22 protein-coding genes are annotated in these 23,846 nt (G+C 57.2%); 4 read left to right on the plus strand and 18 right to left on the minus strand.

Going from position 1 to position 23,846, the window contains the following annotated elements; translation table 11 throughout:
* Positions 1 to 201: 201 nt before the first annotated feature.
* Positions 202 to 990 carry a hypothetical protein gene (locus NATTI_RS0124625; protein WP_006093047.1) on the plus strand — a complete coding sequence of 263 codons (789 nt, stop codon included), beginning with the start codon at positions 202 to 204 and terminating at the stop codon, positions 988 to 990.
* A gap of 95 nt (positions 991 to 1,085) precedes the next feature.
* Positions 1,086 to 1,448, plus strand: coding sequence for a hypothetical protein (locus tag NATTI_RS0124630; RefSeq protein WP_006093046.1), 363 nt, complete (start codon positions 1,086 to 1,088; stop codon positions 1,446 to 1,448).
* Between the two features lie 538 nt (positions 1,449 to 1,986).
* On the opposite strand, the gene NATTI_RS0124635 is transcribed toward NATTI_RS0124630, so the two are convergent.
* The 10 genes from NATTI_RS0124635 to NATTI_RS27580 form a co-directional block, all read right to left on the minus strand.
* The gene (locus NATTI_RS0124635) at positions 1,987 to 2,883 is read right to left on the minus strand and encodes a hypothetical protein (RefSeq protein ID WP_006093045.1); all 897 of its coding nucleotides are present in this window, start codon (positions 2,881 to 2,883) and stop codon (positions 1,987 to 1,989) included.
* A 723-nt stretch (positions 2,884 to 3,606) separates the two neighbouring features.
* The gene (locus tag NATTI_RS0124645; protein ID WP_006093043.1) at positions 3,607 to 4,107 is read right to left on the minus strand and encodes a hypothetical protein; all 501 of its coding nucleotides are present in this window, start codon (positions 4,105 to 4,107) and stop codon (positions 3,607 to 3,609) included.
* Positions 4,104 to 4,706, minus strand: coding sequence for a winged helix-turn-helix domain-containing protein (locus NATTI_RS0124650; RefSeq protein WP_006093042.1), 603 nt, complete (start codon positions 4,704 to 4,706; stop codon positions 4,104 to 4,106). The genes NATTI_RS0124645 and NATTI_RS0124650 overlap by 4 nt, the downstream gene beginning before the upstream one ends.
* A gap of 383 nt (positions 4,707 to 5,089) precedes the next feature.
* Complete coding sequence (locus NATTI_RS0124655) at positions 5,090 to 5,284, minus strand: hypothetical protein (RefSeq protein WP_006093041.1); 195 nt, start codon at positions 5,282 to 5,284, stop codon at positions 5,090 to 5,092.
* A gap of 315 nt (positions 5,285 to 5,599) precedes the next feature.
* Positions 5,600 to 6,160, minus strand: coding sequence for a hypothetical protein (locus NATTI_RS26725; protein ID WP_162832113.1), 561 nt, complete (start codon positions 6,158 to 6,160; stop codon positions 5,600 to 5,602).
* A 239-nt stretch (positions 6,161 to 6,399) separates the two neighbouring features.
* The gene (locus NATTI_RS25900) at positions 6,400 to 6,735 is read right to left on the minus strand and encodes a DUF7558 family protein (RefSeq protein ID WP_081603701.1); all 336 of its coding nucleotides are present in this window, start codon (positions 6,733 to 6,735) and stop codon (positions 6,400 to 6,402) included.
* Positions 6,735 to 7,025, minus strand: coding sequence for a hypothetical protein (locus tag NATTI_RS0124675; protein WP_027119306.1), 291 nt, complete (start codon positions 7,023 to 7,025; stop codon positions 6,735 to 6,737). The genes NATTI_RS25900 and NATTI_RS0124675 overlap by 1 nt, the downstream gene beginning before the upstream one ends.
* 222 nt (positions 7,026 to 7,247) lie before the next feature.
* Positions 7,248 to 7,418, minus strand: coding sequence for a hypothetical protein (locus tag NATTI_RS26730; protein WP_006093036.1), 171 nt, complete (start codon positions 7,416 to 7,418; stop codon positions 7,248 to 7,250).
* Positions 7,419 to 7,471: 53 nt separating this feature from the next.
* Entirely contained in the window at positions 7,472 to 7,636 is a 165-nt protein-coding gene (locus NATTI_RS26735) for a hypothetical protein (RefSeq protein ID WP_162832112.1), read from the minus strand.
* A 254-nt stretch (positions 7,637 to 7,890) separates the two neighbouring features.
* Positions 7,891 to 8,334 carry a hypothetical protein gene (locus NATTI_RS27580; protein WP_081603700.1) on the minus strand — a complete coding sequence of 148 codons (444 nt, stop codon included), beginning with the start codon at positions 8,332 to 8,334 and terminating at the stop codon, positions 7,891 to 7,893.
* Positions 8,335 to 9,633: 1,299 nt separating this feature from the next.
* On the opposite strand from NATTI_RS27580, the gene NATTI_RS0124700 reads away from it, so the two are divergent.
* Both NATTI_RS0124700 and NATTI_RS0124705 read left to right on the plus strand, forming a co-directional pair.
* Entirely contained in the window at positions 9,634 to 10,077 is a 444-nt protein-coding gene (locus NATTI_RS0124700) for a hypothetical protein (protein ID WP_006093035.1), read from the plus strand.
* 61 nt (positions 10,078 to 10,138) lie between these two features.
* The gene (locus NATTI_RS0124705; RefSeq protein WP_019992259.1) at positions 10,139 to 10,837 is read left to right on the plus strand and encodes a helix-hairpin-helix domain-containing protein; all 699 of its coding nucleotides are present in this window, start codon (positions 10,139 to 10,141) and stop codon (positions 10,835 to 10,837) included.
* Between the two features lie 82 nt (positions 10,838 to 10,919).
* Here the strand turns inward: NATTI_RS0124705 and NATTI_RS0124710 are convergent, their stop codons facing one another.
* Genes NATTI_RS0124710 through NATTI_RS0124750 form a run of 8 tightly spaced genes read right to left on the minus strand, consistent with a single transcriptional unit; the run spans position 10,920 to position 23,821 of the window.
* Positions 10,920 to 12,431 (minus strand): primase-associated protein, encoded by a 1,512-nt coding sequence (locus NATTI_RS0124710; protein WP_006093033.1) that lies wholly within the window; start codon positions 12,429 to 12,431, stop codon positions 10,920 to 10,922.
* Positions 12,428 to 13,312, minus strand: a complete 885-nt coding sequence (locus NATTI_RS0124715; protein WP_006093032.1) for a bifunctional DNA primase/polymerase — start codon at positions 13,310 to 13,312, stop codon at positions 12,428 to 12,430. Before NATTI_RS0124715 ends, NATTI_RS0124710 begins: the two co-directional genes overlap by 4 nt.
* On the minus strand, positions 13,309 to 16,944 hold the full coding sequence (locus tag NATTI_RS0124720; RefSeq protein WP_027119307.1) for an ATP-binding protein: 3,636 nt from the start codon (positions 16,942 to 16,944) through the stop codon (positions 13,309 to 13,311). The genes NATTI_RS0124715 and NATTI_RS0124720 overlap by 4 nt, the downstream gene beginning before the upstream one ends.
* Positions 16,937 to 19,075, minus strand: coding sequence for a VirB4 family type IV secretion system protein (locus NATTI_RS0124725; RefSeq protein ID WP_006093030.1), 2,139 nt, complete (start codon positions 19,073 to 19,075; stop codon positions 16,937 to 16,939). Before NATTI_RS0124725 ends, NATTI_RS0124720 begins: the two co-directional genes overlap by 8 nt.
* On the minus strand, positions 19,072 to 20,172 hold the full coding sequence (locus tag NATTI_RS0124730; RefSeq protein WP_006065919.1) for a hypothetical protein: 1,101 nt from the start codon (positions 20,170 to 20,172) through the stop codon (positions 19,072 to 19,074). Before NATTI_RS0124730 ends, NATTI_RS0124725 begins: the two co-directional genes overlap by 4 nt.
* Positions 20,173 to 21,312, minus strand: coding sequence for a hypothetical protein (locus NATTI_RS0124735; protein ID WP_006065918.1), 1,140 nt, complete (start codon positions 21,310 to 21,312; stop codon positions 20,173 to 20,175). It lies immediately after the preceding gene.
* A complete protein-coding gene (locus NATTI_RS0124740; protein ID WP_241434440.1) occupies positions 21,312 to 22,148 on the minus strand; it encodes a hypothetical protein in 837 nt (278 codons plus the stop codon). The genes NATTI_RS0124735 and NATTI_RS0124740 overlap by 1 nt, the downstream gene beginning before the upstream one ends.
* Positions 22,145 to 23,821 (minus strand): hypothetical protein, encoded by a 1,677-nt coding sequence (locus NATTI_RS0124750; RefSeq protein ID WP_006093028.1) that lies wholly within the window; start codon positions 23,819 to 23,821, stop codon positions 22,145 to 22,147. The genes NATTI_RS0124740 and NATTI_RS0124750 overlap by 4 nt, the downstream gene beginning before the upstream one ends.
* Positions 23,822 to 23,846 lie beyond the last annotated feature (25 nt).

Here is a 23,846-nt window from a genome sequence, read left to right on the forward strand (position 1 = left end):
TCCTCTATCTGCGGTTTAGGCTAAAGACCTTCGTTATATGCTTCGTATGTGGAATGAATTATGATTTACTGAACAGTATGTGTTTTGGCTGGCCTAAGAATAGGATCTTGTGCGAAGAAATATGAACAAGATTTATCCCTGTGCGGTGAGTAGTGTCACGACAGGCGCCACCGAAACACAATCGCGCCTGAGAGATCCGACATGCCCGGCGACCGATTCCCGCACGAGTTTGTACCGAAGACTAAGCCCGGAGCTTCTACCGACAGACGCCTCTTCGGCTACAACGTCGAGGAGTTTCCGGCCCTCCAAGCACCGTTCCGCCGATCCACATGGTTCGTGAATCAGCCACGAGAGGCGTTCATGCATCCTGATCAGACGCTCATCATCAACTCGATGGAGCAGAACAAGTTCCTGGTCGGTCGGACGCCCGAGGACGAGTTCGAGCGGCTACAAGAACTGGACGGGATCGTGGATGTCTACTTTCCAGGCGACCGCTGGGTTATGGAAAGCGACGAGATGGGCCGTCGGGAGTTACTGAACGAGATCAGGCGGTCCGTCGAGGGCCAGAAGGCACTCTACCGGATGGTCGAGGATGCAGGGCTCGATGTCGAACTCTACCCGATCATCGTGGGATGGGAGCCCTGGCACTACGAACACTGCCGGGAACTGTTCGAGGTCTTCGGCACGAAGTCGTGTGCTTTCGATGGGACTGAGTACGACTCGAAGTTCAACCTCTGGGATGACTTGGAGGCCTTGGTCGAGACGCTCGGGCCGGATCGAATCTACCTGAACGGTCGGGTCTCTCACGAGCATCTCCTCCACGTCCCTGACGAGGTCGTTGCGTTCTCCGGGAAGAAGACCATCCTAGACAAAATTAGGCAACCAAACGGCGACCACGACCCCGAACGGTTGACTGAAACCATCAACTGGAGAGTCGAGGCGCTGCACAGCTCGCAAACTGTACTTGACGGATTCATGGTGACCAACTAATGCCACGCAAAGGCGGCAGACCACCCGACGGACGTACCGACGAAGAACAATGGCAGCCACCGGGTCGAGAGGAACCACTCCAACGGTCACTTGATATGGCCCTGGAACTCGAACTGGACGACGAGGAGGGAGACCCGGATTTCATCTACGGCGATATCGTCCACGATACAGAGGCCGACGAACCGATCGCCCTAGTCGTCGTGAACATTCCGGGACTCGAACTCACCGGATGGGAGTTCGAGGACGGAGACACACTGGCCGACAAGACACCGAAGTACCCAGATGACGACGAGGTCATCGTAGTTACTCCACTCGATGTGCTTGAAGAGCACATCCCGAGATGGGGCGACCGGGAGGCTGCAATCCCACTCGACGAGCTCGTTGAGGAGGAAATCCCCTTTGCACCGTTCCCGTCCCTCCAACTTGTCCGGGTCGAAGACTCCCACCTCCGAGACTGAGATGGCCGACGAGCTATGGCCGCTCTTTGTCTTGCTTGCCCTCTTGACCTCACCAGAACGCTCGAGACCGTTATGAGGCGCGTTCGCGGACGTAGTGAACATCCTGTGTCCCGACCCGTCGAACCCACTCAGCGTCTGGTGGTGTTAGGTGTCCCGCAAGATCCATGACCGAGAACCTCTCCTGCAGGTGCGTCGGCGGTAGGTCTTCCTAAGGGCTCAGTTTGGCGGTTGACTGTGCTTCGACGACCGTGGAATTGGTCGTTCGTTGACCTTCGCGGAGGTGAATGCGAAGGCGTTCACGGTCGTGAGAGTCGTTCCATCAGTCATCGTTGCTAGGGCACGCTGTTGTGTACCTCCGCCCCCAGAGGTAGACAAACACATTCCCTTTCGACAGTGCCCTCACCCCTCGCTACGTCACTTCCGGAGCGTAGTCCGGTTGTGGCTGCGCGCGCAGCGAAGCGAGCACGGAGCGGAGGGTGGGGAGGTGGGGCTTGGGTCGGTCCTGGCACGTAGCAAAAAAGAAGGGTGCGACGATCGGTTACTCCCACCACCGACCGCGCTCGGGGAAATGCACCTCCGTCCAGCCGGTTAGAGCCACCGAGACGCGCCCGTTGTACCAGTTCTTCGCCACTCCGTGAATCCGAACGTGTTCTCCCTCCTCAATCCAGGGTTGGTCGCTCGCAACCCAGCTGGTGAACTTCGTCCGTCCACTTTCGTCTTCGATGAGTCCCACTTGGGAAATAGCTGAACTCGACGGCTCCCACAACTGCGTCACAGTCCCCTCGATGCTCACTTCTTTCCGATTGATGTTCTCGAGCATCCCGATGGGAACCACCTGTCCCGGCGCCGTCTGCAACTCCTCGAACACCCCGACGACTGCACTCATCAGGTCTTTTCCATCGACGACGGCTTCACCCATTCGCCGACCAATCGCTGCTCGCGACCAGCCATCCAGCTTCTCGGCCAGCCGCATTGACTGCTTGTTCACCACTGCCAACTGCTCCTGCGTCAGTTCTGCACGAGGATCGTCTCGGTCCGGATCCGCCCACGGGTCCACGCTCGCCGCCCGTTTCTGGAACTCAACACGTCGCTCAGCGCTCCGCTTCGCCGCGATATCTCGCGTCCGCTTCTCCCGACCTTCTTGCATCCCTATCTCTGCCCTGGCACTGATGCGCTCCAGCTCCGCCTCTCGCGCCCGAATGCGCTCTTCCTGTTCAAGAGTCGCACCGTAGATCCGCTCGTCACTGGTGTCGACCATCCCGTCTGGGTGGTTGGCATCTACCTTCGCCTGCACCTCCATCTGCACCGTTGCCTGGAACTCCGGTGTCTCATCGACGACTTTGAAGCCGTCCTCATCGACCACCGCTTCGTTCGCTTTTTCGAATGCTTGTTCATCGACCGAAACTACTTCACTGGTAACGTTCTTACTTGACATTGGAATTCTCCAAAATTCCGAAGGCGCTCAGCGCCCGACACCGCGATGCTCCTACATCACGGTTTTCCGACGACAACGACCGACAGAACCATTTGTGCGCTCTCGCTCGCGCCTTCGTGAGCGCCCCCTGGGGCGCGAGCGAGAGCGCCTCGGGGAGGTCATCCAACCAGAACCGCGCGCCGACCCGCCCGGAGCGAGCGGCCAGCTTTAAGCCGTTTCTCGCGTCCGGCCCGGACTGCGGGTCCGTGTCCAGCGCGACGGTCGTGAGCACGGCGAGTCGTGGTATGACTCGCCGCGTGGAGCGGCCCAAAGCGCTGGAACGCGAAAGCCCGCGAGGGGCGCAACCGAAAACGCGCTTAATGCTGGCGTCGAGACCAGATTCATTTTAGCCCGGAACGGCGAGCTTGCTCGCCGCATGCCCGGAATGGTCGGTCGCGAGCGATGCGGAGGGCGGAAGCGGCGAGCGGGGCGTGCCGTAACAAAGAACCTGTTTAACCGGGTTCGACGCTCAGTGAGACAGCCGATATCCTGGTGGAATCAGAAAGGGCGAGGCTGTCTCGGTCGTCCCCCGACTCCGCAAGCACCGCAGGTACGAGGAGCGCAGCGTGGGTCGCGGGATACCGAGCGGCCGAGGGCTTTTCGAGACGGTAACGGCCATCGCTGGCGGGCTGATATCGAATTTTGCTCCGCAGTGACCGGTATACGGACCCAACGAGGAGCAGCCTACTCGAGAAGATCTTCGACGAAGCGGAAGCCGTTCACGTACGTGACTGAATCGCCGTAGCCCTCACTGGCGAAGACATTTTCAGCCCCTTCTCCAGCGAGACTATCCGTCGTGTAGATGTAAGCATAGTCAGCGGTCTCGTCGACGAACGCTTGAGCGGCGACCCCTGCCAGCGCTGGATCCGCACGTTCGATCTCGTCGGCAGGGCGGTCATCAGCGTTCGCGATGTATCGCTGCACGCCGTCCATCGTCCGGGAGACTAGTGCGTTCGTGTATCCCAACGGGGCTGCGACTCGGGCCCACCCTTCGTCGATTGCCGTGTCGACCGGCGGTGTCTCGATGTCGGGCGCGTTGACGGTCAGTTCGTCGTAGACACGTTCCGGGAGGACGAACGTCATGTCGTTCCGGCGTGCAAACGTTCGGACGACCTGATACCGACGGTTCGACGGGTTCCCCATCGCGACGAACAGACCGGTATCAGCTATATGGATGGCGCTCACGCGTCGTTGCCGGCGATGTCCCGGTCGACACCCTCGATATCCGCGACCGACGCGCCTGCCTCCTCGATATCGAAGTGCTCGTGGACGACGGGGCGAAGCGCCTGCAGGATGATCTCGGCGGCGAGCGGCGAGATGTCGAGATCACGGGCCATCAGCCGGTGGGTGACCTCGCCACGTTCCCGGTCGACGGTGTAGGTGAGTGCCGTTGCGAGTCCGGCGATACCGTGGCGGTCGATGTAGGTATCGATGTCGTCGTCGGTCGTGCGACGGGCGATGGCGTCGATGAGCGCGGGCGTGATCGTGTACTCGCGAGCGTCATCAACTGCTGTGACGGTCAGATTGATGTCGCGAGCGACGTACACCCGGGGTTGCTCGTCGGTGGTCGCCTCGATGACGCCGGCGTCGACCAGCCGGTTCACATAGGTGTAGGCCGTTCCCTGCGCGAGGTCGAGTTCGTTCATGAGTTCCTGAACGGTTGCTTCCTCCTCTCGGGCGAGATGCGCGTACAGTTGGGCGAGCTGTGGCTCCTCAAGGAGGTCCGCGACCGAGAGGAAGTCGCGGATGACGTCGCCGTTGGTTCGGTTTGACGTGCGTGACATGGGCAAATAGATATTTACAGTTTACAGCGAATCAGTAAAGAGTGTTGCGGTCAATCTATCCGGACTATGTGCGAGCGACGCGGCGGGCGGCAGCGGTGAGCGTGGCGGGCCGCAGAGAAACACGGTTCAACCGGACTTGACACGCAGCGACTCAGCCGATAGCCTGGCGGGCTCAGAAAGAGTAAGGCTGACCCGGTCGTCCCCCGACCCCGTAAACCCCAAGTGAAAAGAGGCGCGCAGCGGAAGCAAGCGAGACGGAGTCTCGAGTGGTCGAGGGATATCGAGCAACGGGACAGTCTCACACCCGAGTCCATCTCGGCCAGAGGAGGGGGATCCAGAGAACGGAAGGCGACAGTGCAGGTATCAGGGCACCTCTGGCGTCATCAGTCGAGCACCTCGACGTCGGGATTCATCCCGGCTGGACCAGCGACCGCTTTCGCCCGCTCGAGTTCTCGGAGTTCTCGCTGGGCCTGTCGTTCGAGGGCAACTGCCCGCCGTCCGCGTTCGATTCTCCGTTTGTCGTCAATGTCGTCCTCGATCGTGAAGCGCTTGCCTCGATGATCAATTTGTTCGAGCATCAGTACGCATCCTCTTGAGCTGCGTCTCGAGCGTCTGCCTGCAAATGCTCATAGCGGATTTCACAGCTGTCCGAACAGAACCGGCCAGCGTACCCTGCCCGATCGCGGGTGAGTCTCGTACAGGTCGGTAGCCGACACTCGTTATACCTGGTCATCTGGCAATACCTCGCTTCAGGGGCCATGTCGTCTCAGCGTCTGGCGACGCTGGTGCTACGTTGTTTGTTCGCATGAGTGTCTGCGGTGGCTTCAGTCGAACCCCCGCACTCCTCTGGGGGCGACAAACTATCTCGAGTGGACGACCGGTTTAACCCACAGTCACCGGTTGAATGTCCCATCCGGGGCGGGAGTGATCCCAGTTCGTATCTCGAGATCGACGCGTCTGAGATGCTTGCAACCACCGGAGGGCTGGCGTTGTTCCCAATCCGGACAAGTACACGTCTCCGCTTCGACGTCAACCATGTAGGTGTTCCCACTCCCGCTGACGACCTCGTAGGTTGGCCCCACGCTGGCGAAACGAACGTCCATATCCTCGCTCAGCGCGCGACGGGTTCGTGGTTCATCGACAGAGTAGCCGCCTGCCTCGAGTGCAGTCGGTGGTTGGGTGTCTACACAAGGGTTGGTGAATTCCTCTCGACGATTGCGTTCTTGGCCGCATTTTCTGCAGCGCCAGTAGCGTGTGCGGTATTCATAGCCTTCTGTGAGGTCGATCTCATACGGTGATGGCTCAGTTCCAGGAAGCCACTCGTCAATAGCTATGAGTTCATGTCCGTTGAGGTGGGCAATGTCACCTGGATAACTGCGATCCCGGTCGCTCGTGTCCGTCTGGGATTGGTCGTCTCGATGCGATCCGCTCTGGAGTGACTGATCTGTACTCATTAGTGATCTCGAGGCACACATGGTCGCGCCTCACCCTTCAGGCGCGAAAAACGAATTCAGGTGGGTGAGCGAGAGGGAAAACAACGGCTGACTGGAAAGGAGGTCCTTCATTCGAAAGTACTCCTCGAGGAGGAATGCGACCGAGAGGAAGTCCCGGATGATGTCTCCGTTGCTTGGTTTGATACGTATGGCACAGCGCTTCTTGACTATCGTTATCACGGAACTCCAACGATTTGGGGTCACTCAACCGCCGTCGTGACTAGGTGCTCCTCGAGGTCGCGCGTCCAATACGTGGATGGTCCACCGGGGCTACAACGAGGACAGAGCTGTATGGGATCTTCCAGGTGGCCCAGTTCGACGCGAAACCGCGTGAGCGCCGCGAGCGTGTCAACGACGAGTCCACACCCGTCGCAGGCGTGGTAATTGCGCTCATCGGGATCGGGTCGCGCCTGAATTGCACAGTCGACACAGATCTGATGCGTGACCCGCTCTTCTTTCCCCCACGTGTGTGCCTCACCAGCTTCAGCACCGGGTAGCGCCTCGCAGAAGGCACACCCGGAGAGTGTCTGCTGCATCAGGCCGTCTCCTCGCCGGCGTTGCAAGCAACTGTCCAGCCTTTGTGGAAGACGGCGAGTTGGGTAATTGATTTGAACGCTTCACTACTGGGGTCGTGGACGAGCACGCGCTTTTCAGCGATTGGGATGACGATGCCCGCGTCGAGGAGGTCATTGACCAGGTTACGGGCCTCCGAATCGTCCATGTCCGCCGTCCCAACGCGGACAGCGTCTTGATCTTGGGCGAGGAGTTCGGCCTCGAACTGTTCGTAGTCGGCACTCGTGTCGTCGTTGAGGTCAGGTTTGGCCATGCAAATCACATTGAGCACGCTAACGCGCGCTGCACGCCTTCTAGCGCAGAAAAACAGGCTATCGAGGGTGTCCTGTTCGTCCCACACGGTTCATGGCTTGACTGTCGATTAGATCATGGACCAAGCCAAAACACGTCGTGATGGTCATTTGGTTACGGGGGCTCGTCACTGGATAGTAAAACAGCCGTCGATAGCTAAGGAGGCACTGAGAAGCCTGTTGAGTCACTCGTCTTCGAGCGCTGCGTAAATGTCTGCGTGGCGGCGTCCGTCAAGCTTCCCCATCTCGAGGGCGATCTCGTGACGTTTGGCGTCGCTCTCGGCCGCCTGATACCGCTCGTACAGTCGGCGGACTTCTTTGTCGACCGTCGCTGAGGAGTCGTTGTAGGACGTCACTTGTGTGTCGCTTCCGATCACAGTGGTATGAGGGTTTTGCCGCTAGGCATCTTTTAAGTAATGAGCGTGCCGCGGACGTAGCTGTTCGCGTTCCAACTTCGAGTGATGCTGATGTCCTCGAGGACGGTGAGTGCCTCAGCAGGCGTCAATTGGCCTGTTCGGACAAATACCGACAGCAGCGTCGGCGTCGTCACGATTAGCTCGCCTGGTAATAACACTCGGTGTCATCGGATCACGAGTCTGGGGATTGTCTCGTAGACGCGGTGTTCGACATCGTCACCGCGAAACGCGTCCTCGAACGAGGGACATCATCTGGGGACTCGCTGTTGGACATGCTCGTCCTTGTGTGGCTGTCGGTGTCGGTTTTGCTTCGAGGAATCGTTCCCACCGTAGTGTAGACTGGAATGCCTCTATCATCAATTAGACTTAACCAACAACAGGCGTGATAATTGGGTTCGTGTTGGTTAAGAATCTATTTTTGAACTCGAAGTTCCCGAACTGGTTTCACCTGGAATCTATCTTGAGCGGTGACGACGTCATTCTGACCTACCTCATCGATCAGTGACGACCGCTGTGAGAGGCGATTGACCAGCTCGTCGCGAACTGCTTTGCGGCTAACTGTTGCTTCGTGCCAACCGAGTCGTTCGTCGAGATACCGCTTCTTGAATTCCTCACCGACGTCGTCGACGGCGATGAACTGTGTCCGCTTCACTCCTGCAACACTAGTCGAGACGAACTCCGCACCAACTTCTTCATGGGTGAGTTCGACGAGTGCACACTCGACGAGTGAGACGATGGCAGTCGGACTTCTGGTATGTGGGAGCGTCAGCTCGAGATCTGCCCACGGTTCTTCGCTCGGTTGTTTAGTTTGCTCGCCAGTTGGTCGTGATCGCTGTTGCTCGTGTTCTGAAGACATGGTTGTTGAGTGGGCGTGATAGCCCCTCGCTCCTCTCGGGGGTGACAAACTCCACTGCAAATCGCATCATTATCCAATGAGTGATATCTGATATATTTGCCATGGACTCTTGTCGTCTGATGGCCCCTCGGCCGGAGAGAGCCAGCGGCGTTTGCACTAGTGTACCCTAGCCTTCCTTTGGACAATTATCGAGGTGCAGAGGATGACGAAACAGGCTTAGATCCAACAATAGGCTCGTCGGGCGGTTCCTAGGAAGTAAAAATGTCCTCGACGATCTTCAAACGCGGCTATCCGGAGTAATTGTGCTTGACGAGGTGGTGAGAACCTCGAATTTGAAAGAATCAGTATCACATCTTGGTCGCACTCGCCAACGACCAATTCCAGCAGTTGACGATGGTTTGCTGCAGCTCGTGGAAGATCTACCCACATCGTTTGAATATAGACGATATGGGGTCTGAAAAGCGCATGACGGAAATTATAACCTCTTCGGACCGCCTCTTCTATTAAAATATAATATATATGGCAGTTCACTCATAGAAGACGAAAAAGAACCGCCTGATCGGCTGGTCCAAGACAACGGCCAGTCCTCTTTGAGGCCCTCATCCGTTTCGTGCTTTCGGCGATGAAACAGACGATGGTTGGGAGTGATCTCCTATCACTGAAGACTCATTTTTGATTAGTCTGAGAAGTTCACGTTCGAGACCGACCAAAAGTGAATTGCGGGTTTCACTAGATTCTCTCCTATCTTGGTCATTGGATTCCTGAATCTGTATATAGAGCATGATTAATCCGTGCTGGACTGTAGCTCTAAGGTAGATGCTACTTGGGACGTACAAGCAGTCTGGGGGAAGGCACCACAACCATCTTGTCTTCATCATACTGAACGCCGAAGGTCATGGCCTTCGTCGAACCGAACATGAGTACTACAAATGTGAGTGCGGCAATCTGCTAAGCCCGCAAGAACTGGATCTCGGGGACCGTCAGAAGCAGTCTTGGCCAAATTGTAAGTCGTGGCGAGAGGGGGGACAAAAGTGGTGTCCAGAATGTGGTGAACGGTTTTCCATGTCTCAGGAACAATGGGTTCGTCCGCGTGGATACGAAGCTGTCCCAGACGACGAATACGACAAAATCACCGACGAGACCCGGGAGGTTGTCTTCAACCAGCATGATGGAGAGTGTATTGCCTGCGACAAGTCCGCTGATGCAGTTCATCGGATAGTTCCCCCGCGATACGGGGGGTCTGGTGAGCCCACCAATTTAGTCCCGGTATGTGACGAACATCGTCACCGGCGAGGACATATGTTCCTCGACGTTCTGATGCCGTGGGAGTGGGAGGATGTGAGCGATTTGGATTGGGAGTCGTACGTCGAACGCTTGCGTGACCAATATTCAGACGGTGACTCGACCGCTGCAAATAGAATTGTGAGCCTCTGTGAGGATATGCTTGAGCGGGGGAAGCCACAGAATCCGAACCCCTACGCCAAGAGCAATCTAGGCGACCCAGTCGATATAGACGACGCGGTCGACGAGGATGAGCCAGCTACTTCAGAGAACATCAAGGGCATAATCAGACGCGTCGGTGAGCAGTATCCCGATGCTGCTGGAGCACCTGAGCAAGATGTGTTGTTGGTGATGCGAGACCGATTTGAGATGGATAAGGAGAGGGCGTCATCTACCATTGAATCACTGCAGAATAAAGGCGAAGTCTATCGTCCAACCGATACCACTCTGAAAGTTGTGTAGGGCGCGAGAAACACGTTGACTGTCCGAAAAAACGATATGTCCGTGCTAGGCACGTCCCAGTATGTCAAACATCGACGGACTAACTTCGTCGAGTGATTTACGTCACAAGCTCGAAGATTACGGCTTCGACGATCCAATGAAAGTCGCAGTTGCCAGTCCGGGTGAACTGTCGAATACGCTTGGAATCGGTGAATCACAAGCAGAACAACTCATCGAGACTGCACGTGAGCAGGCTACTCCCGTCGGATTTAAGTCTGGTACAGAGGTCGAGTCGCCGCCAGATCTTACCGAAGCGGATGTGGTCGATGATGTTGAAGGGTGGAACATCCGCCGTCATACCCCCGATCGGATCTCGTGGACATCACCATCGGATTACTCCGTTGTCATCAAAGCGGTTCCCACGCGCGGTGGTGACCAGCCGCGAACTTACGAGGTTCGTGGTATTCTCCCGCCGGCAGGCGAGCATAACCCGCAGCAGAGCAAGAAAGAAGAGCGTGTGCTGAAGCGTGAAATGGACACAGTCGAGGAAGCGGTCGGGTACGCGGTAGGCTGGATGGAAACTCATCTGGTCGAGTTTGAGCAAGACTTGACCGAGTTTACTGGCGTCAGTGAACGAACGGCAGAGTACCTCTTGCTGGAACACAAAATTAAGAATCACCAACAACTCTACGAACTCTGGAAGGAATCAACGCTTAAAGCCGTCGTCGGGAAGCAGTGGCACGACGACCTCGAGGAGGAAATGAAGGGGAAATTCGAATAGTGTCCTGCACGATGGACAGCCTGCCGCCACGCCTCTCGCTCGTACAGGAATACAATACCACCAAAAGTGGTTTCCAGCCGAGCTAGAACTCCTCTCCCGTAGATCCTACCTCATCCAGTTGGTCGTACATCTCGTCTGGGAATGGGAGACTTCCCCAGATGGAGTATGGGCACTGCTCCTGCCCGATACAGTATCGCTGCATATCGTCGTTGTCGCAGTTCATCGGAAGCGGGGTGTCGCCACCGATCGTGTTCGAGAACTCATAGCGAATCTGGTAGTCAGTAACCTGTTCGTCGTACCAGGGCCACCGCGAGAAGACGCTCTTGAGATCCGCGACAATCGTCTCGAGGTCACTATCCAGGTACTGTGGCAGCCACATCACCATCCGGGCGAAGTTGTACAGGTCTTTTCGGACTGGTTTCTTCTCGTGGAGGCGTTCGGCCATGTTCGCCATACAGGGGAGTTCAAACAGGTCTTCGATTGACTCGACGGTGAGTGGCTGGACGCCTCGCGAAGACTCCTGAATCCGATAGTGGTTCGTATTTCCGTGCTGCCGGATAGTGAGGCTCCGGTGGTCGCGCTGGGATGCAAGGAGATTTCCAAGACTCCGGGGACTCGAGATGCGATTACATACGTCCCGCTTCCAGTTCGCTTCCGGATCGTACGCTTCCACTGCTTCAAACAGCTCCTTCGCCGAGTGGAACTCTCCCAGCGTGGTGACTTCGTCTGGAGCGTCTCGAATCGCGTCCCGTAGCACACGGATAGTTCGCTCACCGGGGTCCCAGTCTCGCCAGATTCGTTCGTGGTGTCCTGTCTCGATGAAGCGGTCGATACGCTCTGTGATGGCCGATTCATTTGTCGTCAGCCACGTGAGCTGGTCTTCCGAGAGGTTCTCTTCTTGGACTCGCAGGAGCTTTTTGAACGCGCGTCTGGCGTACTCGCGATACTTCGTATCGAAATCGCCGACTGGTACGTAGAGGTGGTTGTTCTTAACGCGAGTGAGCAGTTCCCCATCCTCTCCTGTCTCAGTGTCGGCGTGAACGAGGCAGTTCCTCGACGCCGCAGCCATCGGGATTTCGAGGTACAACCCACCACCGAACTCGGGCATTTCTTTGACTCCCGTACAAACACGACCGGGGTGCGGACCATCCTCTCCGGGGGCTTTCGCGTACAGCACCTCTGCTATATCCTGTTGAAGACTCCCATCGCCGAACTCTCGAAGGAGAGAGGCGAGATTGTTGACGTAGAGTTCGCGAATATCGTAGAGGACCTGCACCTTTCGCGATGGAGCGTGCTCGAACTTCGGGTGTGCCTTGACGCAGATCGCACTCAACGTCGCGAGCACGGCGAGTGTTCCCGGTTCATCGACGAAGGGCTCTTCTGCGGCATTGGCTCTGATGTCTTCTTTGAACGCGGCTGTCCCGAATCGCTCGAGGTCGTTCAACAGGTCTTCTGGTTGATCTTCGTCGTCGACGATGTAGCGATTGTAGCCCCGCGTGAACAGCTGGTTGATCCGCGTCGTGCCGTATTCCAGCGGGAGCGTCGCAACGCGATAGGCGGTACGCTCGTCCTTGACAGGCGTCGACTGAGTCATGACTGGAGCACCTCCGGTGTCGCAGACCGAACGTCGAAGTCCGGGCTCTCGATCGGCGTGACGATACTACAGACGTCAGCGTGCAACGAGTAGGGTAGCCGGGCGACCCTCCGACGATCGGCGGTAACCACGGGATCGATGGGTATCTCGTAGGTGTCTTGCAGAAGGTCGTTCAGCACTTCTCGACTCTTGGCGTCGTACCGATGAGCGGGATCAGTATCGAGGAGATAGACGTGAACGCCCTGGCCGCTGTACACTACCATCGTGTCTTCGGCGTTGAAGTCGTCCTCGAAGATCTCTCGCACCTCGAAGCCGTACTCGATGGCCCGTTCTATATCCTCGAAAGAATACGGGTAGCCTGCTGGGTCTGCTTCGAGAATTCCCGCGGTATCGAGCAGCTCCTCGCTATCCCCCATAGATTCCTCATCCAATCTCGCTTGCGCTGCCCGTTTTCGGGCTATCGTTTTCGCGTCGATATCGACGAGGAGCACCCACGGCCGTTCCCAGTGATCGAGGGCGTAGTAGACCGCATCAGGACACGGGTCTGGTTTGTCAAGCAAGTCGGGATCTGCGAGCGCGAAGTCACTCCGATCGAGTGGATCGTTTCGTGCTGGATGGCGGATGAACTCGAGGACGTCATCGAAGTCGTGGAACGCCGCCGTGATCCGCTCACCTGAGACGTTCGTCTGCCACGTATCCCGTCGGATAAAGTCCTTGTCTGGGACTCCATCTTTCCGTACCGGGTGGGGTTCTCGAAACGCAAGCGCGTACTGTTTTGGCCCCTTCGCTGTAATGAACGACGGGAGTTCGTCACGGTACGGGGGGAACTCCTCGGCGTAGTACCTGTAGATCTCCTCGGGAGTCGCCTGGCGCCACGTCATGAATTGAACTCCTGATCAAGTTTGTTGAAGCTCCGAATCGTCGTCAGCCCAGCTGCATCGAACGATTCAACGGCCTCTCGAATGTCGGAGAACGATCGGGCTGCACGGCCGCTCACACTGCTTTCTATTCGGTCGGCCTCTGCGAGATGGTCTAACACCTCGACGGCGGTCTCACGTCTGTTGAACGCCCAGACAGCGTTTGCGTCCACCCGACTCTGCTTGTCGTAGTCGTCGACCGGCGCGTGTTTGTTGTTGCTCGCGAGTTCGGCTTCACCGACCCACACGAGTTCTCCGTCAGTATCGAGACCGGCAACGTCGAACACCGTATCCTCATCGTACTCGTAGTATGGTTCGACCTTCTCGACATCGTCGCGGGCTTCTAACCACAGTCCGAGCAGCTTCACACCGACCTTGTGCGGCGTCTTCTCACCGATATCCCCCTGACCAGGGCCGACCTTGAGCTTCTGGCCGAGCAGTTCCCGCCCTGCCGGGAGTACGGTGTAGTACTTCCGACCGCACGCTCGTCCTTCCTCCAGCAGGTCTTGATCGACGAGCCGTTGCACGTCCAGGTCGTCAAAGTCGTTCTTGAACGCACTCATCGAATCCAAGAGTGTGTGGTCCGGGGCGTCACCATTCATCACGTCGAGGATGCGAGTCAGGAATCGGACGTCGTCATGAGTGAGTCCGCGTCGTCGAAGCTCGTCATCTGGGACGGTTACACCACCAGCCTGTACTGGCGACTGTAATGGCGATGATCCGTTCTCGTCGACAGCTGTCTCCACCTCTTCACCGGTTGGCTCTTCTGACGCAGTTGACTCGGGATCTCCAAACAGTAAGTTGGTGGTGTCCGCTTTGTTCTCTCCCTCGTCGTCGGCTACTGAACCACTGGTTGCCTGTCCGATGAACGACGACTGCGTCGAGTCCACAGGGCTAGCCGATTCTGCGGATATCGACCGTGCATCGTTCGGCCTACTTCCCCATCCTTCATTGTCGGCTGCCTCTGATTCGCTAGAGGTCTCAGCAAGTCCGTACTGGCTCTGTGTTTGCTCCGACAGCCGAGGGAGGGCCACGGTCTCGAAGTGGTCCTCCTGTTCGACAGAGAGCGACGAGCCGCTCTCTGGATGGCCGGCTGCTATCGGGAGCGGCTTCACCGAAAACGGGGCTGGACCCGTCTCCCCGAATGACGGACTCGGGAGTTGCGCGATCCATTCCCCACTGGGGAGCGTGTTGATCCGATTTCGGAGGTCAGTCGGACTCAGGTCTTCGTGGGCCAGCGACTCGGCGAGGTCGCGCTCGATGGAGATGTTCCCGATAAGCTTCGTTTTGATGTTGTTGAGGACCTCGTCGTAGGCACGCTCGCTTCGATTCCTGACCTGTCCGGGGAACTGCATCACCAGTCCCATGCTCAGGCCGAACGACCGACCCTGGGGAAGCAGTTGCTCGGAAACGAGTTTCGTCGAGGCGACGGGGGCTGCCTCCTCGATGATGAGGTTGGTGAGATTCTCGTAGTCTGTCTCCCCATCACGTCGACGCACCCGCACCGCGTCCCAGAGATTGCTCAACAGGAGGAGTGTAATTGCTCGCTGAGCCTCCGGCCGGAGATCACCTAAGTCGAACAAGATCGTGGCATCTTCGTCGAGGAACTCGCGGAAGTCGAATCGGTTGTCGACGTAGTCGCCGTGATCGCCCTGTTCCGGAACGTGACTGAAGATACGTCGCAGGTGCGCGTCTTCTCTGAGTTTATCGAGGCGATTCCCGACGGCGTCCATCGACACCTGGAATTGCCGATCATCTTTCTCGAAGTGGCGCGTAAGCGACTCCTCGACATTTTGGTTCTCGGCAGCCACAGGAGGAACTATCCGCTCGCGTTGCATCTGGAGTGCAGCCGCAAAGAGATCATCGAGGCCGAAGGCGTCACTACCGTATTCCTCGTCGAAGAGCGCCTTGATGAGGTAGCTGAGAATCTCGTTGGCGACGAACGCCTGTTCATACTGTTTGCGACCCATAACCATCCGCATGATGTCGTGGAAGTGATCGACCTTGTCTTGGATCGCATCCTCGCGCCTCCACCCAGCTTCAAGTGTCGAACGAATATCGAAGAAAGAGAAAGCAGGGAGGGTGTCCGGAACGCAGAACTGATAGGTGTTGTCCAATCCGCTGAACCGTTCGTAGTGACAACGAAGATAGTTCGCACACATCCCGTCGCCTTTCGGATCGACGATAATAACCGGCCCACCTGTCGTCTCTCTGAGAGACAGCGCATCATTGATGATGGCTTTCGACTTTCCACCCCCAGTTGATGCAAATCGGCCGTAGTGTCTCGTTAAGAGATTTGGCGGAATCCGTATCGGGTCTGGTTGGATGGTACCATTTTCATCAAGTGCATATCCGATCGCCATCCCCTCACGGAACTGTGCCATCAAATCAGGATTCGGTCGTGGCAGTGGATTGCGACTGCGCTGCTCTGAACGCGCACCTCGAGAGCCCTCAACGGTCAAGTCATCGGCGCTCGGAACAACGATCACGTTCGCGAGTTCGTCCGCATTGAACACGAAATCTGGCCGATTCTTCCCGCTACCGGCGATCATCTCTCCGTTGAGAACTCGCTCGAGATGGCGTTGAGCTCGTTTTTCTTTCTGCCTCGAAAGGAATCCTTTCTCTCGGATACGCCGGCCGCGGAGTTCGTAAAACGGGCCATCGAGTGGATCGAGTGCTGCCTTCAGCTGCTCGAGTTCTGCCCGGATCTCAACATCGTCGTCAGGAGCCATTGCAACGGCTCGAGCATTGACGGTGAACGTTCGACGTGGGTGTTTGCCGTCGATTCTCTGAATACGGCTTTTGGTCTCCTGAGACAGCTCTCGATCTGCAGGATCTGCATCGACAGGCTCGAGCCACGAGCCGATGAGGTCTTCAGCCCAGGTATCGCGTCCCTCCTTGAGATCCATTTTTCGGATTTCAGCATCATCCCGCCAGTCAGGTTTGCACTGCCAGAGAATCTGATAGACAGTGGGTGCGGTCATCTCATGGAGAACCTCAACAACGGCCGAAAGCGGTGGTCGCTCTGATTCGTATTCCTCATCGGGTTCGTCGACGACAAACGGCGCGATGGTCGTCATCCAGTCTTTTTTGCGGCCAGTTTTACCGAGCCACTCGACCCCCAGTGGTGAGGGCTTCGGGGTTTCGTCTTCTATTTCACCTTCATCGAAACCTTCCAAATCACTCTCTCCCGAATCAGTTCGAGGATTCTCTCGATTCAACGCTCCCTGTTCCTCAGACTCGAGATCTTCCCCCGCCAAGTCGGGTTCAGGTGTGAGAACCGCCTCGAGATCGAGTTCCGTTCGCATAACCGTGAATGTGGTTGGGTAAATCGACCGGAGGCGCTTTTCAAGCGTGTTGAGGTGTTCTTCCTGGTTGACCCCATAGTAGAACTCTACTGGTGCATCAGGGCCTGCAGAGACGGCGAGGAATTCGAACGTCGGTGGAGCTGTGTCCACTCTAGGACTCACCCGGCTCCAGAAACTCTCTGCCGCTGGGTTCGACAGTTTATGAAGGCTCTCAAGAGCGGCTGGAATATCCGACCGACGGAGTGGTCCCGACGTCGGGGTCACTTTCAGATACTCGTTGTTACTCATGGTTCGATTCACCTCCGTGTTTACCGCCATCAGTCTGTGGTGGAGTTGAGACCTGGCGTGAGGTTGTTGGGTCAGTCTTCATAGATAGCTCTGTGGATGTGTCTGCTGAACGGCCTGGCAACTCAGTCTGTGACTGAGATTTCGGATCGAAGTCGATCACAGCTGTCTCGTCCTCCATCGCTCGGACTTCGATTCCTCGCCACTCACCGTCGACACCGACGAGCGCCTCCGAATAGCCCGTCCGATCGTTGCCAGGAACGGCTTCCTGGACGAAGCGCATCTGTGCCGAGTTGAGGCCGAACTCGTTGGCCCACTCACGATCCATCCCGTCGAGGTGGTGGAACTGCTTGATCGCACACTGGTCGATGATCGCCTCGGACTCTGGATGCTGGAAGAACTCGTCGACGGTCTGGGTGACGAGTCGGATCGAGAGGTTGTGATGTCGGTGGTGGCGGAAGACAATCTCGAGGTACTCGAGACTCGCCGCGTCCTGCATGATGTAGCGTGCCTCGTCGATGACGAAGACGACCTCTTTGTCCGTCTCTTTCGCACGCTCGTAGACTAGCGAGATCAGCAACTGCATGACGAGACTCGTGCTCCCACCGAGACTGCCCTCCTGCTGGGCGAGGTCGAGATAGATCACTTTCTCGTCGCGGATGTCAAATTCGGTCTCTCGACCCAGATTCTCATACCGGCCGTCTTCCGCGAACGGTCGAAGCTGATCGATGAGCCACGTCGCGTCTTCACCAATCTTCGACGCTTCCTCGTCAGTCCGCACGACGTACTCCGTCGGCGTCTCGACCATCTCCTCAAGGATATCGAGGACATCCCGCATCGTCGGGCTCTCGTTGTGATGAGTCGCGATATCGTCGGTGATTCCGTTGCGTGAATAGGCACGCTCGATCGCGGTCTCCAACGTTGTCCGGCGGTCACCGAGTGTGATTCCCCGGAGCGCGAAGTAGTTCGAGAGGAAGCTCATCACGCTATCGAGCTTTTCGCGATACGGGCTGGCGTCCTTGCCCATTGCCCTCTGAACGCGCTCGGGAGTCGGCTTGATCTCGAGCGGGTTCAGTCCCATATCGCCGCCGATCGTGATTCGTTCGCCACCGAGTGCTTCGGCTACGCCGGCCCAGTTGTTCAACGGCTCGAGGATGATCCCGATACGGTCCTCGCTTTGTTCGATCGAGCGGATGAAGTTCTGCTTCGAGCCGAACGATTTCCCAGAGCCTGGGTCACCGATCGTGAACATCGCATAGCCATTCTCTCGAGCGAACGGGTCGATGACAACAGGGCTCTGGTTCTTCCAATGAACGCCAAACTCGACGCCGCCGTCCTCAAGGATTGTGGCGTTGTGTGGCGACGCGAGCAACGCACCGACCGCACCACCGAGTGCTGTGGCCTCCCGGCCGAACGGGTTGGGACCGATTGGGGCTGCAGCCTGGATGGCGAGGTCTTGTTTGCAAATTGCTGTCTTCGGCGAGAGCCCAGCGGGTTGCTCACGAAGCCGGCTCCGAACTGTCCGGACGGCGTCACGAAGCTCGTCACGTGACTCCGCTCGAACCGTAATGAACATGCCTTGCTCGAACACCCGGCTCCCGTTCTCAACGCTCTTGTACGTCGACAGCGCCTCGTTGGCTCGCTCCTGAAGATAGCTCCCACGGACAGTACGCTCGAGGTCAGCATCGGCCTGGAGGTCGTCGGCCACTCGCTGGAGTTCGTCTCGAGCCTGCTGCTGACTCTTCGGGGTGATATGGACCGTCAGATCGAACTCGACGTCCGTGAGCTCGAAGAGTTCGGTCAGATAGCCGTCTTTCGGGTAATCCGGGTAATCGGCGATGTAGAGTGTGGACGTCCACTGATCACCGACACGAGCAGTACGTGTATCCCACTCGATCGCCGCCGGCGCGACGACGTGTTGGTGATGTTCGGCGATGTCGTCGAGGATCTGCCCTTCCTCGAGGCCGTCTTCCACGGTCGTCTCCTCGAGGAGATCTGCGAGTTCGACTTCTTCGACGTCCTCGGCTCGCCAACGATCCCACCCCACCTTCGCGAGAAGCGTGAGCAATGCCGTTGCACCGATATAGAGGGAAAGCCCAGCCTGTGTCCCTGGATCAGGGAGTGCCTCGATCATTGATCGATCCTCCGTTGATGATCGACGACCGGACGATCACGGATCGCATCGGCTCCATCTCCATACTCGTGTTCCTCGCCGTTCCAGAAGTCCATCGAAAGGACGAACAGTTCGACCGTCGTCAGCCGATGAGCCGACCACCCTGCTGCCTTCTGGATGAACTCCGTCTGGAGACCATGACAACGGTTCTCGAGTTTCTCGAACATGGCTGCCCGGATCTCCGCATCGGTCATGTCGTTGCGACGGGTCACGAACGGGTTGAACAGGAAACCGACCACCGGAAACGCGGTGAGCTTCTCTGCAGGGGATTGTTCGTCCTGATACCGGTCGTAGACCTCGAAGGGGTCGACTTCGACGCCGATGAAATACCGAACTTGTTGGGTTCCCTCGAGGTCTCGTGGACGTTGCTCGCGATACTCCTCGAGTAACTCTTTGAAGATCGGGTTTTGCTTGACGTCACTGTCGGTAAGCCGCCCATCGATTCGCTCGATCAGCTTCTCGACTGGGAACGATCGCGTTGTGGCGTGGAATTTGAGCGTGAAGTCGAGTTCCTTATTCGCGAACTCCTCGCCGAGTTGCTGGATCTGCGCCCAGTCACCGGACATCGCGAAGTCCATGTTCCCGGGATCGATCTCGAGGTAGGCCTCCATCGCACCATCGGAGCGCTCGATTGCTCCGGCACCAGGCCACGCTCGCCTGATGTTCGTGAGATCCTGTGTTCGCTCGTCCGGTTTGAACGGCGTATAGCTCACGAGCCCGCCTTCGGTACTCGCTTCGGTGGACTCGGCCGTGGCCTCCGTACTGTACGTAAATCGAGGGCGCTTGCAGTAGTGGCGGTAGACGTCTCCCAGCCACGTCGACGCCGGGAGATGGTTGGGTGACGCGTAGACGATCGACCCACCAAGGACGACACCGAGTAAGACGAACGGTAAGATCGCACCATCGAGTCCCGTGAGGCCACCAAAGAGGAGGCCAGCGATCGGGAAGCCAAGGAGTACGTAGACGTCCCCCTCCTCGATATTCAAGATCGGTATGCGACTCTCTTCACCCAGTTCGTCCATGATTCGACGGCCAGCTGCATCGTGATCTCGTGTCATTCAGTAATACCCCGGATCGTTCTCGGTGCGACGGTACGCCGGGACGCCTTCCTGGCCGTACGCATCTGTCGCAACGTTATCGTGGTCTGTTCGTCCTCCGCTGCCGCTCGAGTTTCCAGACTGTTGGGATGAGCCACCGCCTTGGCGCATCTTCGACGCAGCCGTATAGCCAGCGGCCGCTTTCGGTCCCCACGCCGCAGTCGTGGCTGCTGCAGCAGGGCCTGCAACAACACCGGCCCCAACGGCTGCGCCAGCTGTTACTGCGCCCTTGGTCGTCGCTCCGATGATCTTCGTCGTCATCGGACTGGCGTACTTGAACAGCTTCCAGACGATGAGGATCGAAAGGAGTGGCAGCGTAACCGCGATGAGGTAGCTCAGGAACGAACTATCTGGAATCAACGCCGAGTCAGTTCCCTCGCTGAACAGCAGTTCATATCCCTTGAACAGCAGTGCCACCGGAAGCGGCATGATCGCAAGCGGCACGAACTTCATACAGACCGTGCGGGCGATGTGAGAGACGACGGGAAGATTCCCATAGGCCAATGCGATACCGATTGGCATCGCATAGATCAAGATGTACAACAGAATTTCGCGAAGGAAAAACAGTGCCTGCAAGATCCACATGGCAATAGCTCCAACTCCAGTGAGGAAGAGAGCAAGCGCTGGGTTTGAAACGGTTAAGCGGAGCAATTCAATCATTGTGGCAGTCACTGTCGAAATGTCTGGAATAAGGGCAATGGTGAAGCCGTCGACGAGATAGAGCGCTAACACAGCGACCCAGTACCACGTTACGATCAGGAACGCACCTGTCCAGGCACTGCGCTTTGCCTTTCGCGTCTCGTACGCACTGCCGATATTGAAGATTCGGATCGTATGTCTGCCCTGGACACACATCACGAGCAACAACAGGGAGACGAGCATGATCTCCCCCGCAACAAGATTGCCGTGGATCTCTTCCCACGGTGTGTTCGACGGCTGACCGAACACGAATGCACCATCCGTCTCCGGTGTTGGCGTGCCAAAAACCTGTGCCGTGACGGCATCATATCCATCTGCCAATCCCTCCTGAAACCATTCGATGAGTTTGTCAACTGCATCTTCGAACCACTTGATCCCGATATCCGAGAGTGACCACGACATTACAATGGCCCCTCAATTTCGATCTCACAATCATCAGGACCGGTACCGAGATAGTGGATAACGTAGTCAAGGGAGTGATCTGTAGCATGGCTTGTAGAGAGGCGGACGGTGAACTGTCCATCCCGTCCGATCGAGTCACACTTCGACCGTGTGCTCGCTGGCGAAAAGGGGAGTGTGTTGCTGTAGATCAGTACTGTTTCACCTGCAGGAAGAGCTATTGACTCTGCATCCGCTCCAAAGTCGCTCTCCGGATCGTGGATCCCACTCTCACCCGCCTCATCGTAGCTCTCATGTGACGGGAAGGGGACATCACCTTCGAACCGAAGCGCGGTAGCTGCGGTCGGCCCAGTTCCCCGATTCGTCACAGTAAGTATCGCCTCTGCTTCCGTACTGGAGTCTCTCGCACCTTCGTACATCTCCTCAGGGTAATCCCTGGCCAACCGGAGTTCTGTTAACTCGAGATCCGGTTCGAGCGTAACTGACGTCGTCTCAACGGTTTCCTCGTCTGCAAGCCCGATAAGTTCGTATTCGCCAACAGGATAGTCCGTCCCGATCTCGAGCATTGTTCGAGACACCCCCGATTCAATCATTTGGTGGGCAAACAACTCGCCAGAGGGATCGATGAGGTTCAGTTGGTCAACTGCATCCCGTTCGAGTTCAACCACGAGTTCGACCCCTTCGACCGCGACGCTCTGGATAATCTCTCCACCGGAGTCTGTTGATGGGGCGTCATCAGAATCACTCAACGCAGAACAACCAGCAAGTCCAGTAGTGATCCCGACGAGTATGCTTCCGAGAACGGTGCGTCTATCGAGTGGTGTCTGTTGAATTGTCATAACGTATCTCTCATTTTCAAGAAAGAGCCGATCCGCTTCGCTGCGTATAGTGCGACAGCAAAGGGAATCGCATACCGGATAAGATCGACTAACAGTGTGAACCAGCCTGTTGGGGTGGCTAACGGATGCCACGTTTCTGTGACTGTATCACCGATATAGGCTGGATTGTGCGAGCGCCACGAACCGGGATGGTACTCTGCGGTGTAGATGCCCGGCTGGTGAACAGTTATCTCTGCGATGCCAGCTGCGTTCGTCCGCACCACCTGATCGCCGATTGTGATGTAGCCCTCACGCGAAGCAGCGCCAATCAGTGAGAATCGAGGATTGTCGAACGGACTCTCGAGCATGATCGGCGCCCCCGTCTCAGCATCACGAAGCTCGATCTGCAACGTCACTGCAGTCGCATTCGATTCGATGATTTCGACAGAGAGGTCACTCTCGCGTATCTCCCGTTCCGACCCTCCATCGGGTTCAACGATTTCTGCTGAGACACCGCGAACAATCCCGTCGACCCTGATAGCATCTCGATCGATGCCATCGTACCGGAGAGCAAGACCGGAAGAACGGGTATAGGACTCGGAGACGACGTCGATGTCGACGTTCTCGTGAATCGAGGGTTCTGGAGACGAACTCTCTGACCCCCAGATCTCAAGAATGTTGGGACCATCGCGGATAGGTTCTGAACGCGGGCCTAGCTCGGATGGATACGCGTGGACGTATACGGGTAGAGCGTCGGAGTGTGTCGTCTCTTGGCCATCCCGGCTTGAGTGTATGAGATCGTCCCAGTTGGTGTCTCGAGCCGTGTAGTATCGCCACACACCACGGACGTTCGCCTCACCATCATCCGAAAGCGTGTACCCATGCCACGGCTGGGTCTGATAGATGGCAACACCGCTGTCGCCGTTTGGATACGATGCGTGGTAGATCGACGCCCGCAGATCGTAAACCTCCACATCGAGGTCCTGAGAGACGGTCACTTGGTCGGTGATGACCTCCGTCTCGTTGCCACGATCGCGTTCGACTCGAGCGCTGATATCCGCCTCGAGTGTGAGTGTTGCCGGGCCACCACGATCGAACGCATATTCGAATGTCGGAGTGTGTGTCCCTCCTGTGGTCTCGACCACGTCGCCATCGTGTAAGAGGCGAACTTCGTCGATTTCGTGGTTCTGGATCGACGAGTTGCTGTCGAGGCGAACGCGATAATCGACGAATCCACTGAGTTCGCCTTCCGGTGCGATGTAGTGAACGGTCCTATTTTCGTCTATGTGTGTTCTCGTCGACGGCTGGATCGAGAACGTCGTCGCGTGTGCATCGGCGATAAGGACAGAATCTGTTAGCTCTGCATGGGTAGGATAGATCGAAGTCTCTGCATTTCCACCCTCGAGTGACTCGTAATCGTATGCCGTCCAGCGTTCCGCGGTATCTGGAGGTTCTTTGAACGTGATATCCGTGCAGTTGCCGAGTTCCTGCATGGCCGTTCGCTGTTCATCGTATCGTTCCTCGTACTCGGCGTCACTGAGACACTCATTCGGAGCTTTCGACCAGAGTGTCGCCGTCTCGTTGACGTCAAACTCACTGTCGTCAGTGCCCGGTCGTGGTGGAGAGTCGGCACTCACGGCAGTCACCCCTGCAAACGCGAGCGTGACGGCAACGAGAGCGAGCACCGCAACCATGTGAGGACGAATGTGATGCACGAGC

It is taken from the genome of Natronorubrum tibetense GA33, assembly GCF_000383975.1.
GTDB classification, from domain to species: domain Archaea; phylum Halobacteriota; class Halobacteria; order Halobacteriales; family Natrialbaceae; genus Natronorubrum; species Natronorubrum tibetense.